Source organism: Bradyrhizobium sp. P5_C11_2 (genome assembly GCF_054049755.1).
Genome location: NZ_JBFULT010000129.1, coordinates 1 through 14,386, shown reverse-complemented (window position 1 = coordinate 14,386; position 14,386 = coordinate 1). Strand labels below are relative to the sequence as shown.

Here is a 14,386-nt window from a genome sequence, read left to right as displayed (position 1 = left end):
CCCATACCGCGAGGTCTATCGATTGTGCGCGGTCGGAGTACCGAACGTCGAATCTTCGCCAAGCTTCTCCCTGTGGTTATGGGTCCCGGCCTTCGCCGGGACGACGGTCGAGAATGTGTGAGCGCCTTCCTGTCTCATGGACAAGGCCGCCGGAAATTATCCGCCCCACGGAATCATCCTCATCCCCGCATGAGGCCCCGCCCTCACCGCACGTCCCTGCAATAGACTTTTCCCGACCCGGGCGGCATCCTGCCGCCATCAACCGATAACGGAGCCTGCGGGCCACGCAGGCGGGGAAACGGATCATGTTGCAGACACGGTTCACGAAACTCGTCGGCGTGGAGCACCCGATCGTGCAGGGCGGCATGCAGTGGGTCGGGCGGGCCGAGCTGGTCGCGGCGGTCGCCAATGCCGGCGCGCTCGGCTTCATCACGGCGTTGACCCAGCCGACACCGGAGGACCTGACCAGGGAGATCGCACGCTGCCGCGACCTCACCGACAAGCCGTTTGGCGTCAACCTGACCATCCTGCCCGCGATCAAGCCGCCGCCTTATGCCGAGTATCGCGCCGCCATCATCGAGAGCGGCGTCACGGTGGTCGAGACCGCCGGCAACAAGCCGCAGGAGCATGTCGACGAGTTCAGGAAGCACGGTATCAAGGTCGTGCACAAATGCACCAGCGTCCGCCACGCGCTCTCGGCCGAGCGCATGGGCGTCGACGCGATCTCGATCGACGGCTTCGAATGCGCCGGCCACCCGGGCGAGGACGACACCCCCGGCCTGATCCTGATCCCGGCCGCCGCCAACAAGGTCAAGATCCCGATGATCGCCTCAGGCGGCTTCGCCGACGCCCGCGGTCTCGTCGCCGCGCTGGCGCTGGGCGCCGACGGCATCAACATGGGCACGCGCTTCATGGCCACCAGGGAAAGCCCGATCCACCAGTCCATCAAGGAGAAGATCGTCGCCAATGACGAGCGCGAGACCGAGTTGATCTTCCGCACCATGCGCAACACCTCGCGCGTCGCCAAGAACGCGATCTCGACCAAGGTGGTCGCGATGGAGAAGGAAGGCGCGAAATTCGAGGACATCCGCGAGCTCGTCGCCGGCGCCCGCGGCAAGATGGTCTATGCCACCGGCAATTCCGACGAAGGTATCTGGTCGGCCGGCCAGGTGCAGGGCCTGATCCAGGACATCCCCTCCTGCGCCGAGCTCATCTCGCGCATCGTGCGCGAAGCGGAAGCCATCATCCGGGAGAGGCTCGAAGGCATGCTCGCGAGCCCGGCGGCGCAAGCTGCGGAGTAATCGCTGACGTGATTTGAACACGGCGTCCGCCAGGCCGAAGGTATCCTCGCCCCGCTTGCGGGGAGAGGCGAAGAACGGCATCGCTCTTCATCCACAATCTCAATTGAGTCCGAGGTAACGCATGAAAGCCTACGTCTACGGCCTTGACGGCGCTAAGATTTCCGACGTCGCTCAACCAAAGCCTAAAGGCACGCAGGTGCTGGTTCGCGTCCGGGCCTGCGGGCTGAACCGCGCCGACACCGGCATGCGCAAGGGCCATGCCCACGGCGCGGCCGGCGGCGCCGGCACCGTGCTCGGCATGGAATGGGCCGGCGAGGTCGCCGAGCTCGGGCCCGACGCGAAAGGCGTCAAGGTCGGCGACCGCATCATGGGCTCGGGCGGCGCGGCCTTCGCGGAATATACGCTGGCCGATCACGGCCGGCTGTTCCGCGCGCCCTCGAACATGAACTTCGAGGAGGCGGCCACCCTCCCCGTCGCGCTCGCGACCATGCACAATGCCGTCGTCACCGTCGGCGGTGTGCAGCCCGGGCAAGCCGTGCTGATCCAGGGCGCGAGCTCCGGCGTCGGCCTGATGGCGATGCAGATCGCCAAGCTCAAGGGCGCCAAACTCGTGATCGGTTCCTCGACCGATCCTTATCGCCGCGGCCGGCTGACGGAGTATGGCGCCGACCTCGCCGTCGACTCCTCCGATCCCAAATGGGTCGACGAGGTGCTGAAGGCGACCAACGGCGAAGGCGTCGACCTCATCGTCGACCAGGTCTCGGGCCCGGTCGCCAACCAGAACCTCGCCGCCACCAGGGTCAAGGGCCGCATCGTCAATGTCGRCCGGCTCGGCGGCACGCACGCCGACTTCAACTTCGACCTGCACGCGGCGCGCCGCATCGACTATGTCGGCGTCACCTTCCGCACCCGCACCATCGAGGAGGTCCGCGAGATTTTTGAGGAGGTTCGCAAGGATATCTGGAGTGCGGTGGAAGCGCGAAAACTGCAACTGCCGATCGACAAGGTGTTTGCGTTCGACGACATCGACAGGGCGTTCGAGCACATGGAGGCGAACAAGCACCTGGGGAAGATCGTGGTGACGTTGTGATCCCTGGCCGGGCGACGAGCGCCCGGTCCCGTAGGGTGGGCAAAGGCGCGCAGCGCCGTGCCCACCATTCTTCCACACTCGCTGACCCGTGGTGGGCACGCTTCGCTTTGCCCACCCTACGAGATTGAGCAAGCAGCATCAGCGAGCATTCAATTCGGAAGCATTCGCAATAGCTTCGCTCCTGCAACTCACTTGCGACTACAGCTGTGAACTGCCGCTTGATGTTCACCCATAGGCTGCTAAATCCCCGCCATGACCTCCCAGCACAACAAGACATCGGTCGCGGCGATCTCTATCTTCGCCAGCGGCGGCATGGCGGCGGCCAAGTTCGCGGTCGGGATCGCGATCGGCTCGCTCGCGCTGATCTCGGAGGCCCTGCACTCCTCGGTCGACCTGGTCGCGACCATCATCACCTGGGCGGTGGTGCGGGTGTCGGACAAGCCGGCGGACGACGAGCATCATTACGGCCACGGCAAGCTCGAGAGCATCTCCGCGCTCGGCGTCACCGCCCTGCTCTACGTACTCGCCGGCGGCATCCTGGTCGAATCCTACAGCCGCCTGCGCGAGGGAACCCCGCCGCCGACGATCTCGGCCGTGCCGTTCGTCGTGCTGGTGATCGACATCGCGGTCAATCTCTGGCGCGCCCGCGCACTGCACCGTGCGGCGCGGGAAACGCGCAGCCAGGCGCTCGCCGCGGACGCGCTGCATTTCGCCTCCGACGTGATGGGCTCGCTCGCCGTGATCGTCGGCCTGATCCTCGCCGCCCTCGGCTTCTGGTGGGGCGATGCGGCGGCGGCCGCCGCGGTCGCCGTGATGATCGCGCTGCTCGGGCTGCGCATGGCCGGCTCGACCGTGCAGACGCTGGTCGATCGTGCGCCGGAAGGCGCGCAGGAAAAGGCCACCGCCGCGATCCGCAGCGTGCCCGGCGTGATCGACGTCGAGCGATTGCGGGTGCGCATGGTCGGTGCGACCTATTTCATCGACGCCATCGCAAAAGTGCCGCGAACCTATCCGATCGACCGCGTCGAGGAGATCAAGCGCAATGCGCAGGCGGCCGTGACCAAGACATTCGGCGATGCCGACCTCACCTTCACCRCCGTCCCCGTCGCGCGCGACAACGAGACCGTGCGCGACCGCATCATGGTGATCGCGCACAATTCGGGCCTCGCCATCCACCACGTCACAGTGCACGATCTCGGCGCCAAGCTGATCGTCGGCATCGACCTCGAGGTCGATGGCGAGATGGCGCTCGATGCCGCCCACGACGTCGCCAACACGCTGGAGCGCAACATCCAGGAGGAGTTCGGCGCGGACGTGGAGATCGACGTCCATATCGAGCCGCTGGAACCGGAACTTCCGTTCGGCGTCGATGCAGCGCCGGAACGGGTCCAGACCATTGCCGCTGCGCTCACGGAATATGCCGGCCGCGGCGAGATCCACGACATCCATAATGTGCGCGTCCGCAACACCGACGCCGGCGAGGTCGTCAATTTCCACTGCCGCGCCGCACCGTCGATGAGCGTGATCAAGGTGCACGAGCAGGTCGACGCGATCGAGCGCGCACTGCGCCGCGCTTTCCCGAGTGTGAAGCGTGTGATCAGCCACGCCGAACCGCCGCGCGCGTGAGGCGGCGCGACGGAGTCCGGCGTTCTCGTTTCGGACTCATCGCGATACGTAATGTTGCGGGCGTCCAACGCGCAAACTCCGCGTTGGATAAGAATAAATTCGCATTAACGATTCGTTGACTCTCGACAGCCTGCGAAAACTGGATTCAAATCGGACATGATTCGGAAGCGATGTGGGGCTGCTTCCGAGCTCAAGTTGCAAGCTGGTTTTCAGGGGGCCGAAGGCATGTCGCGTGCAGACGCCGCGAACGCGTGCGTCCAATCCGATTCGATCAAAGGATTGGCGCAATCGATCGCGAAACCTGCCTATCATCGGCTTTTGATCGCGGAGCCGGCGCTGCGCCGCGCCGTGCCGACGCTCATTATCGCGTTCCTGATCACGATCTGCCTCGGCGCGTTCGTGCAGGTCGTCGATCAGACGCGCCAGAAGCGGCAGGTGATCCGGCACGACATCTCGGCGCTCGCCGACCTGCTCGCCGAACGTATCGACCGTCTCACCTCCTCGCGGCAGGAACGACTGAAGAACATCGAGAACCTGCCGACGCTGCTGCCCGACCTGATCCCGTCCTGGGGCACGGCTTCGGGCCGCCATGTCATCGTCACCTCGGCCGGCATCGACCGCCGCATCCTCGCCCGCATTCCGATCGACAGCGATCCGGCCGGCAACGACCGCCTGCTCGATGCGATCACCACGGCGCAATTGCTGGCGTCGCCGCCGCGTGACAGCAACGTCTCCGACATGACGCTGCCGAACGGCAACGCTGCGATGGTGACGTCAAGGCCGATCAAGTCGCTGCCGGGCCTCGTCACCGTGATCCAGGAGCGCAACGAGCCGATCTGGGGCTCGGATGCCGCGCTCTCGGTGACGCTGTCGGCGACCACCGGCTTCGTCGTCCTGATCCTCGGCTTCGCCTTCCACTGGCAGTCGACCCGCGCCCGCGAGGGCGACCTGATCAACGACGCGGTGCGCGGCCGCATCGACACCGCGCTCAACCGCGGCCGCTGCGGCCTGTGGGACTGGGATCTGTCGCGCGGCCGGATCTTCTGGTCGCAGTCGATGTTTTCGATGCTCGGCCTCGACGGCCGTAACGAGCTTCTCACCTTCGGCGAGGTCAATGCGCTGGTGAAGTCTGACGACATCGACCTGTTCGAGATCGCCGACCAGCTCATCTCGGAGAAGATCGACCATATCGACCAGACCTTCCGCATGCAGCATGTCGACGGCCACTGGATCTGGCTCCGCGTCCGCTGTGAAAAGACCAGCGGCGCGACCGACTCCAGCGTTCACCTGATCGGGATCGCGGTCGACATCACCGAGCAGAAGAGCCTCGCCGAGAGGACCGTGGAAGCCGATTTGCGGCTGCGCGACGCAATCGAGACCATTCCCGAAGCCTTCGTGCTGTGGGACGCGAGCGACCGCCTCGTGCTCTGCAATTCCCACTTCCAGCGCCTGCACAAGCTGCCCGACTCAGCCGTCATTCCCGGCACATCCTACGAGACCGTGCTCGAAGTCGGCCGCATGCCGGAGGTTCGCACCCGCCACAACGAGACGGCAAGCCAGGGCCCGGGCGCGCGTACCTTCGAGGCGCAGCTCGACGACGGCAGCTGGCTGCACATCAGCGAGCGCCGCACCAAGGACGGCGGCTACGTCTCGGTCGGCACCGACATCACGCGCATCAAGGAGCACGAGCAGAAACTCGTCGACAACGATCTGCGCCTGCGCGCCACAGTCATCGACCTGAAGCGCTCGCAGGCCGCCCTCGAACGCCAGGCGGGTGAGCTCGCCGATCTCGCCGAGAAATACCAGCGCGAGAAGACCCGCGCCGAGGAAGCCAACCAGACCAAGTCGAAATTCCTCGCCAATATGAGCCACGAGCTGCGCACGCCGCTGAACGCGATCATCGGCTTCTCCGAGATCATGGGCTCGGGCATGTTCGGCGAGCTCGGCTCGGAGAAGTACCAGGAATACTGCCACGACATCCTGACCAGCGGGCATTACCTGCTCGAGGTCATCAACGACATCCTCGACATGTCCAAGATCGAGGCCGGCCGTATGAAGCTCGACATGGAAGAGCTTGACCTCGCGCGGACACTCGCCGAATCCCTGCGCGTCGTCTCRGGCCGCGCGCAGGACAAGCACCTGACGCTCGATGCCGATATCGCAAAATCCATCTCCGTCGTCGCCGACCGCCGCGCGACCAAGCAGATCATCGTCAACCTGCTCTCGAACGCGGTGAAGTTCACGCCGGACGGCGGGCGCATCGTGGTGCGCAGCCGGCAGCTCGACGACAGGATCGTGCTGATGATCGCCGACACCGGCATCGGGATTGCGCCGCATTCGCTGGCGCGGCTGGGGCGCCCGTTCGAGCAGGTCGAGAGCCAGCTCACCAAGACCTATCACGGCTCGGGACTGGGGCTTGCGATCGCCCGTTCGCTGGCGCAACTGCACGGCGGCTCGATGCGGCTGCGCTCGAAGCTCGAGGTCGGCACCGTCGTGCGCGTGACGCTGCCGCGCGATGCGATCAAGGCGGCGTCCGGGATATCGGCCGCGGCCTAGCACACGGCGGGAAGTTCGCCTGCGGCCATCMTTCGAGACGCCCGCCTCCGGCGGGCCCTCAGGATGAGGGCCGAATACGCGGCAGCAGTTTCAACGAACACCGATACAACGGAGCCTCATCCTGAGGAGCCCGCGAAGCGGGCGTCTCGAAGGACGAGGCGCTTGCTCGGGCCTCCAGCTCTGGCCCCTACAGCTGCAGCGTCGGCGCCACCTCGCGCGCGACGTTGACCAGCGCCGCGATCAGCGGCGTCATCGGGTCGCGCTGCGGGATCACCATGCCGATGCTGTAGTTGACCTCGGGATCGACGATCGGGATCGAGCGGACGGTGTCGGAGAGGCCGAGCGTCTCGGCAAGCTTGGCCGGCATCACGCTCGCCCAGCGCCCCGTCTTCACATGCGTGAACAGCACGAGCAGCGAGTTCGACGTCAGTGTCGGCGTCGCCTCCGCGCCGACCGAGAGCAGCGCGCGGTCGATGATGCGGCGGTTCTGCATGTCCGGCGTCAGGAGGCACAGCGGCACCTGCCCGACCTCCTTCCAGGTCACGGTCTCGCGGTCGCCGAACATCGCGTCGGGCGCGGTCAGGAGCCGATAGCTTTCGTTGTAGAGCGGAATGGTGCGGACCTTGCCGATCGGCTCGTTCTCGATATAGGTCAGCCCGGCGTCGACCTCGAGATTTTCCAGGAGCCCCAGCACCTCCGAGGAGGTGGTGGACTGGATCCGGAAGCGAACATCGGGATGCTTGGCGCGGAACGGCGTCGTCAGCGACGCCACCATGCCGAGCACGGTCGGGATCGCCGCGATGCGGATCTCGCCTGAGAGCTTGTGCTTCAGCCCGTTGATCTCGTCCCGCATGGCCCGCGCATCGCCGACGATGCGCCGCGCCCAGTCCAGGGCCCGCTCGCCCTCGGGCGTAAACCCCTGGAAGCGGGAGCCGCGCTGGACCAGCATCACGCCGAGAATCTCCTCGAGCTGCTTCAGCCCGGTCGACATGGTCGGCTGGGTCACGCCGCAAACCTCCGCGGCCCGGCCGAAATGCCGCTCCTTCGCCAGCGCCAGCAGCAGTTCAAGCTTGTCGATCAACCGGACGTCCCCCCGAATTCTGTCGTKGCATGCAGGCTAGCACGCCCCCACCCCTTCCAACACGCAAAAACCGGGCGGCGGAACGCCCTCGATTGCAGTTTCATATCGGTCGATTGCCCTCGTCAATCGATCTGAATTCGCGATCGCAGCATGAGACAGCTTTATTGATCTTCGAACGATTCCAAATAGTTTGGCGCGCAGGGACGCTCAAATTGAGAACGAAGAATGACAGCGGCTTACGAACCTTGGGACGAAACGCGCGGCGCCGAAATCATCGCCGAACACGCCAAGCAGGAAGGCGCGACGCTGGTCGTCCTGCACGCGCTCCAGGAAGCGTTCGGTTACGTGCCGGAGGCAGCCGTTCCCATGGTGGCACAGGCGCTCAATCTGTCGCGCGCCGAGGTCCACGGCGTGTTCACATTCTACCATGATTTCCGGCACAAGCCGGCCGGCCGCCATGTGCTGAAACTCTGCCGGGCGGAGGCCTGCCAGGCTGCGGGCGGCGATGCGCTGGCTGCGCGCGCCGAGGCCAGGCTTGGCGTGTCGCTTGGCCATACCACGGCCGATGATCGCGTCACGCTGGAGCCGATCTACTGCCTCGGCCTGTGCGCGACCGCGCCGTCCGCGATGCTCGACGGCCGCCTCGTCGGCCGGCTCGATGAGAAGCGCCTCGATGCGCTGGTTGCGGAGGCGCAGCGATGAGCATGCGGCTATTCGTCTCTCGCGATGCAGGTGCGGTTGCCGTCGGCGCCGACGAGGTTGCGCTGGCGCTGCAACAGGCTGCGGCCAAGCGTGGCGTTGCGGTCGAGATCGTCAGGACCGGCTCGCGCGGCCTGTACTGGCTGGAGCCGCTGGTCGAGGTCGCGACGCCGCAGGGCCGGATCGCCTTCGGCCCGGTCACCGAGACCGATGTACCCTCGCTGCTCGATGCGCTCGCCAGCAACACCCCGCATCTGCTGCGGTTAGGGGCGACCGACGAAATCCCCTGGCTGAAGCGGCAGACCCGCCTCACCTTCGCGCGCTGCGGCGTGATCGATCCCCGCTCGCTCGACGATTACCGCGCCCATGGCGGCTACAGGGGCCTGGAGCGCGCGCTGTCGCTCGGCTCCGATGCGATCCTCACTGAGGTCACCGCGTCCGGCCTGCGCGGCCGCGGCGGCGCCGGCTTTCCGACCGGCATCAAGTGGAAGACGGTCGCGCTGGCGAAGGCCGATCGCAAGTTCATCGTCTGCAACGCCGACGAAGGCGACAGCGGCACCTTCGCGGACCGCATGATCATGGAAGGCGACCCCTTCCTCGTCATCGAGGGCATGACGACCGCCGGCATCACCGTCGGCGCGACCAAGGGCTACATCTACATCCGCAGCGAATATCCGCACGCGGTCGAAGCGATGAATGCCGCCATCCAAGCTGCGAAGCACGGCGGCTATCTCGGCGACAAGATCGGCGGCTCCACGCACAGCTTCGATCTGGAAGTGCGGGTCGGCGCCGGCGCTTATGTCTGCGGCGAGGAGACGTCGCTGCTGGAAAGCCTCGAAGGGCGCCGTGGCCTCGTGCGCGCCAAGCCGCCGCTGCCAGCGCATCACGGCCTGTTCGGCAAGCCGACCGTCATCAACAACGTGCTGTCGTTCGCGGCCATCCCCTTCATCCTCGCCGAGGGCGCCAAGGCCTATGCGGATTTCGGCATGGGCCGCTCGCGCGGCACGATGCCGATCCAGCTCGCCGGCAATATCCGCCATGGCGGCCTGTTCGAGACCGCGTTCGGCGTGACGCTCGGCGAGCTGGTCGACGACATCGGCGGCGGCACGTCCACCGGCCGTCCGGTCCGCGCGGTGCAGGTCGGCGGCCCGCTTGGGGCCTACTTCCCCCGCGCGCTGTTCGACACGCCGTTCGACTACGAAGCCTTCGCCGCACGCGACGGCCTGATCGGCCATGGCGGCATCGTCGTGTTCGACGACAGCGTCGACATGCGCAGGCAGGCGCGCTTCGCGATGGAATTCTGCGCCATCGAATCCTGCGGCAAGTGCACGCCCTGCCGGATCGGCTCCACCCGCGGCGTCGAGACCATCGAGAAGATCATCCGCGGCGAGCGCGTCAGCGAAAATCTCGCGCTCGTCGAAGACCTCTGCAACACCATGAAATTCGGCTCGCTCTGCGCGCTCGGCGGCTTCACGCCCTACCCTGTGCTCAGCGCATTGAAGCACTTCCGGGAAGATTTCGTCCCGGCACCGACCACGCTTCAGGCCGCGGAATAAGGAGAACGACGATGTCTCTGATCGAAGAAATCGACTACGGCACGCCGCGCTCGAAATCGGCAACGATGGTGACGCTGACCATCGACGGCAACCAGGTCACGGTGCCCGAGGGCACCTCGATCATGCGCGCCGCGATGGACGCCGGCCACCAGATCCCGAAGCTCTGCGCGACCGACATGGTCGACGCCTTCGGCTCCTGCCGCCTCTGCGTCGTCGAGATCGAGGGCCGCGCCGGCACGCCGGCCTCCTGCACCACGCCGGTGATGCCCGGCCTCGTCGTGCATACCCAGAGCGAACGGCTGAAGAAGCTGCGCAAGGGCGTGATGRAGCTCTACATCTCCGACCATCCGCTCGACTGCCTCACCTGCGGCGCCAACGGCGATTGCGAATTGCAGGACATGGCCGGCGCCGTCGGTCTGCGCGACGTCCGCTACGGCTATGAGGGCGAGAACCACGTCTTCGCGAAATCCAACGGCGAGGTGAATGCCGCCTGGATGCCGAAGGACGAATCCAATCCGTACTTCACCTACGACCCCTCCAAGTGCATCGTCTGCTCGCGCTGTGTCCGCGCCTGCGAGGAGGTGCAAGGCACCTTCGCGCTGACCATCTCGGGGCGCGGCTTCGACAGCCGCGTCTCCCCCGGCATGAGCGAGAGCTTCCTCGGCTCCGAATGCGTCTCCTGCGGCGCCTGCGTGCAGGCCTGCCCGACCGCGACGCTGACCGAAAAGTCGGTGATCGAAATCGGCCAGCCCGAGCATTCGGTGGTCACCACCTGCGCCTATTGCGGCGTCGGCTGCGCCTTCAAGGCCGAGATGCGCGGCGAGGAAGTCGTGCGCATGGTGCCCTACAAGGATGGCAAGGCCAATCGCGGCCATTCCTGCGTCAAGGGCCGCTTCGCCTGGGGCTACACCAACCACAAGGAACGCATTCTCAAGCCGATGATCCGCGAACGGATCGAGGATCCCTGGCGCGAAGTCTCCTGGGACGAAGCGTTCTCGTTTGCCGCCACGAAGATGCGCGGCATCCAGGCGAAATACGGCCGCGACGCCATCGGCGGCATCACCTCGTCCCGCTGCACCAACGAGGAAACCTACCTGGTGCAGAAGCTGATCCGCGGCGGCTTCGGCAACAACAATGTCGATACCTGCGCCCGCGTCTGCCACTCGCCGACCGGCTATGGCCTCTCGCAGACGTTCGGCACCTCTGCCGGCACGCAGGATTTCGACTCGGTCGAGGACACCGATGTCGCCGTCATCATCGGCGCTAATCCGGCCTCGGCTCACCCCGTGTTCGCCTCACGCCTGAAAAAGCGGCTGCGCCAGGGTGCAAAACTGATCGTAATCGATCCGCGCCGCACCGAGATGGTGGAATCGCCGCATGTGAAAGCGCTGCACCTGCCGCTGATGCCCGGCACCAACGTTGCGGTCGTGACGGCACTGGCGCATGTCATCGTCACCGAGGGCCTCGCCAACGAAGCCTTCGTGCGGGAGCGCTGCGACTGGGCCGAGTTCGAGGAATGGGCCGCCTTCGTCGCTCAGCCCAAGAACAGCCCGGAAGCGACCGCGATCCTCACCGGCGTGGATCCAAAGGATCTGCGCGAAGCCGCCCGCATCTACGCCACCAGCGGCAACGGCGCGATCTATTACGGGCTCGGCGTCACCGAGCACAGCCAGGGCTCGACCACCGTGATCGCGATCGCCAATCTCGCGATGGCGACCGGCAATATCGGCCGTCCCGGCGTCGGCGTGAACCCGTTGCGCGGCCAGAACAACGTGCAGGGCTCCTGTGACATGGGCTCGTTCCCGCATGAGCTGCCCGGCTACCGCCACATCTCGGGCGACGCCGTGCGCGACCAGTTCGAGGCGCTGTGGAACGTCAAGCTCAATCCGGAGCCCGGCCTGCGCATTCCCAACATGTTCGACGCCGCGATCGAAGGCTCGTTCATGGGCATCTACGTGCAGGGCGAGGACATCCTGCAATCCGACCCGAACACCAAGCATGTGGTCGCGGCGCTGTCGGCGATGGAGTGCGTCATCGTCCACGACCTCTTCCTGAACGAGACCGCGAACTACGCCCACGTCTTCCTGCCCGGSTCGAGCTTCCTCGAGAAGGACGGCACCTTCACCAACGCCGAACGCCGCATCCAGCGCGTGCGCAAGGTGATGACGCCGAGGAACGGACTCGCCGACTGGGAAGTCACGATCGGGCTTGCCAAGGCCATGGGCTTCGACATGCACTACAATCACCCGTCCGAGATCATGGACGAGATCGCGGCGCTGACGCCGACCTTCGCCGGCGTCTCCTACGCCAGACTGGAGGAGCTCGGCTCGGTGCAATGGCCCTGCAACGAGAAAGCGCCGGAAGGCACGCCGGTGATGCATATCGATGGCTTTGTCCGCGGCAAGGGCAAGTTCGTCGTCACCGAATATGTCGCCACCGACGAGCGCACCGGCCCGCGCTATCCGCTGCTGCTGACCACGGGCCGCATCCTCAGCCAGTACAATGTCGGCGCGCAGACCCGGCGCACCGAGAACGTGGTCTGGCATGCCGAGGACCGGCTCGAGATCCACCCCCACGATGCCGAGCAGCGCGGCGTACGCGACGGTGACTGGGTTCGGCTCAAGAGCCGCGCCGGCGAGACCACGCTGCGTGCGGAGATCACCGACCGCGTCGCACCGGGCGTGGTCTACACCACCTTCCACCACCCGGACACGCAGGCCAACGTGATCACGACCRAATATTCGGACTGGGCGACCAACTGCCCCGAATACAAGGTCACCGCAGTGCAGATCTCGCCGTCGAACGGTCCGTCCGATTGGCAAAAGGCCTATGACGCGCAGGCGCGGCATTCCCGCCGCATCGCCCCCGCCGAAGCCGCGGAGTAAGCGCATGCACGTCCCGGTCCAGGCCATCGACCGCGAGATCTGGCGCGACGGCGCAGCCTCCGAAGGGACGCGGCTGATCCCCGAGGAAACGCCGCTCGCGCTGACCTACAACGGCGGCACCTATGCCGTCATGATGGGAACGCCGCAGAACCTGGAAGACTTCGCGGTCGGCTTCAGCTTGAGCGAAGGCATCGTCGGATCGGTGGACGACATCCAGTCGCTCGAGGTTGTCCGCCTCGATGACGGGATCGAGCTGCGCATGTGGCTTGCCCCGGAGGATGCCGGGCGCATCAGCGATCGCCGGCGTCACATTGCCGGCCCGACCGGCTGCGGTATCTGCGGCATCGATTCGATCGCGGAAGCCGTGCGGCCCGCGGCAGTCGTGCCGCAAGGGCAGTCCTTCACACCCGAACAGATCATGACGGCGATGCAGGGCATCGCATCGCTGCAATCCATCAACCTGCAGACCCGCGCCGTGCACGCCGCGGCGTTCTGGTCCCCGTCCCGCGGCATCGGCGCGCTTCGGGAGGATGTCGGCCGCCACAACGCGCTCGACAAGCTCGCGGGCGCCCTGGCGCGAAGCCGGACCAATGCGAGCGGCGGCATGGTGCTGCTGACCAGCCGTGTTTCGGTCGAGATGGTGCAGAAGACGGCCGCGATCGGAGCGCCGGTGCTGGTCGCGGTCTCCGCACCGACCGCACTCGCGGTGCGCACCGCGGAGGCCGCCGGCATCACGCTGATTGCGATCGCCCGCAGCGACGGGTTCGAAGTGTTTACGCATGGCAGCCGGGTGGTCGCCCGTCTCGCCACGGAGGTTGCCGATGTCGCCTGACCGCTTGATCTACATGGCCAACCAGATCGGCAAGTTCTTCGAGAGCCAGGGCCATGACAAGGCCGTGCCGGGCATCGCCGAGCACATCAAGAAATTCTGGGATCCCCGGATGAAGCGCGCGATCTTCGCTCATCTCGATGTCGGCGGTGCGGGACTGGCTCCCAACGTCCACGAAGCCCTCACCTCGCTGAAGCAGGCGACGTCCCTTCCAGCAGCGCCCTGAACACGCGCCGCACCTCGCCCTGCGTTTCCTTCACGCGCGCCTCGAGCGATGAGAAGTCCGGCGCATCGCCGGCACGCGCCATCACGCGCTGGAGATCGGTGCCGGCGGTTTCCGGCTTGAAGCCGTCGCTGACGCAGAGCCGCAGGATCTGCGTCAGGTCGTGATAGAGCCGCGCCGCAGCACGCAAGATCTCCGCCTCTGATTGCGGGAGCACGCCAAGCTTGGCGGCGTTGTCCAGCACCTGCATGGTACTGACGTCGAGAATTCCCGGCTTGTCGTGGGCGTGCACGAGCTGGAGATATTGCGCGATGAAGTCGATATCGACCATGCCGCCGGCGGCATATTTCAGATCCCAATGGTCGGTCTCGCCCTTCTCCTGCGCGATCGCGCGCCGCATGTCCGCGACATCGGTGGCGACGACCGCCGGGTCGCGGCGGCGGGTCAGGACTTCGCGGATCACGCCCGCGATCCGTTCGCGAAAATCGGGCGATGCCGATACCACGCGCGCACGCGTCAGCGCCATGTGCTCCCAAGTCC

The 14,386-nt window shown here is 66.1% G+C and carries 11 protein-coding genes; 9 read left to right on the top strand and 2 right to left on the bottom strand.

The window, feature by feature from the left end:
- Positions 1–305 precede the first annotated feature (305 nt).
- From ACXJL8_RS15025 to ACXJL8_RS15010, 4 genes are all read left to right on the top strand, one after another.
- Complete coding sequence (locus ACXJL8_RS15025) at positions 306–1,301, top strand: NAD(P)H-dependent flavin oxidoreductase (protein WP_456623618.1); 996 nt, start codon at positions 306–308, stop codon at positions 1,299–1,301.
- A 121-nt stretch (positions 1,302–1,422) separates the two neighbouring features.
- Positions 1,423–2,391: a quinone oxidoreductase family protein gene (locus ACXJL8_RS15020; protein ID WP_456685178.1), complete on the top strand. Its 969-nt coding sequence runs from the start codon at positions 1,423–1,425 to the stop codon at positions 2,389–2,391.
- 252 nt (positions 2,392–2,643) lie between these two features.
- Positions 2,644–4,017: a cation diffusion facilitator family transporter gene (locus ACXJL8_RS15015; protein WP_456685177.1), complete on the top strand. Its 1,374-nt coding sequence runs from the start codon at positions 2,644–2,646 to the stop codon at positions 4,015–4,017.
- Between the two features lie 225 nt (positions 4,018–4,242).
- Positions 4,243–6,573 carry a PAS domain-containing sensor histidine kinase gene (locus ACXJL8_RS15010; RefSeq protein ID WP_456623621.1) on the top strand — a complete coding sequence of 777 codons (2,331 nt, stop codon included), beginning with the start codon at positions 4,243–4,245 and terminating at the stop codon, positions 6,571–6,573.
- Positions 6,574–6,760: 187 nt separating this feature from the next.
- On the opposite strand, the gene ACXJL8_RS15005 is transcribed toward ACXJL8_RS15010, so the two are convergent.
- Positions 6,761–7,654, bottom strand: coding sequence for a LysR family transcriptional regulator (locus tag ACXJL8_RS15005; protein ID WP_456623622.1), 894 nt, complete (start codon positions 7,652–7,654; stop codon positions 6,761–6,763).
- A gap of 225 nt (positions 7,655–7,879) precedes the next feature.
- On the opposite strand from ACXJL8_RS15005, the gene ACXJL8_RS15000 reads away from it, so the two are divergent.
- Genes ACXJL8_RS15000 through ACXJL8_RS14980 form a run of 5 tightly spaced genes read left to right on the top strand, consistent with a single transcriptional unit; the run spans position 7,880 to position 13,849 of the window.
- Positions 7,880–8,356 (top strand): formate dehydrogenase subunit gamma, encoded by a 477-nt coding sequence (locus tag ACXJL8_RS15000; RefSeq protein WP_456623623.1) that lies wholly within the window; start codon positions 7,880–7,882, stop codon positions 8,354–8,356.
- Positions 8,353–9,909, top strand: coding sequence for a formate dehydrogenase beta subunit (locus ACXJL8_RS14995; RefSeq protein ID WP_456685176.1), 1,557 nt, complete (start codon positions 8,353–8,355; stop codon positions 9,907–9,909). Before ACXJL8_RS15000 ends, ACXJL8_RS14995 begins: the two co-directional genes overlap by 4 nt.
- 11 nt (positions 9,910–9,920) lie before the next feature.
- A complete protein-coding gene (fdhF, locus tag ACXJL8_RS14990; RefSeq protein WP_456685175.1) occupies positions 9,921–12,794 on the top strand; it encodes a formate dehydrogenase subunit alpha in 2,874 nt (957 codons plus the stop codon).
- A gap of 4 nt (positions 12,795–12,798) precedes the next feature.
- A complete protein-coding gene (gene fdhD / locus ACXJL8_RS14985) occupies positions 12,799–13,626 on the top strand; it encodes a formate dehydrogenase accessory sulfurtransferase FdhD (protein WP_456623626.1) in 828 nt (275 codons plus the stop codon).
- Complete coding sequence (locus ACXJL8_RS14980) at positions 13,616–13,849, top strand: formate dehydrogenase subunit delta (RefSeq protein WP_456623627.1); 234 nt, start codon at positions 13,616–13,618, stop codon at positions 13,847–13,849. Before fdhD ends, ACXJL8_RS14980 begins: the two co-directional genes overlap by 11 nt.
- Here the strand turns inward: ACXJL8_RS14980 and ACXJL8_RS14975 are convergent.
- Positions 13,806–14,386: [protein-PII] uridylyltransferase family protein (locus ACXJL8_RS14975; protein ID WP_456685174.1), on the bottom strand; the 581-nt coding region annotated here is incomplete at its 5' end. The genes ACXJL8_RS14980 and ACXJL8_RS14975 overlap by 44 nt on opposite strands.

Coding starts and splice junctions, on each gene's coding strand:
- ACXJL8_RS15025 (WP_456623618.1), top strand. CDS start 306: ATGTTGCAGACACGGTTCACGAAACTCGTCGGCGTGGAGCACCCGATC.
- ACXJL8_RS15000 (WP_456623623.1), top strand. CDS start 7,880: ATGACAGCGGCTTACGAACCTTGGGACGAAACGCGCGGCGCCGAAATC.
- ACXJL8_RS14995 (WP_456685176.1), top strand. CDS start 8,353: ATGAGCATGCGGCTATTCGTCTCTCGCGATGCAGGTGCGGTTGCCGTC.
- fdhD (WP_456623626.1), top strand. CDS start 12,799: ATGCACGTCCCGGTCCAGGCCATCGACCGCGAGATCTGGCGCGACGGC.
- ACXJL8_RS14980 (WP_456623627.1), top strand. CDS start 13,616: ATGTCGCCTGACCGCTTGATCTACATGGCCAACCAGATCGGCAAGTTC.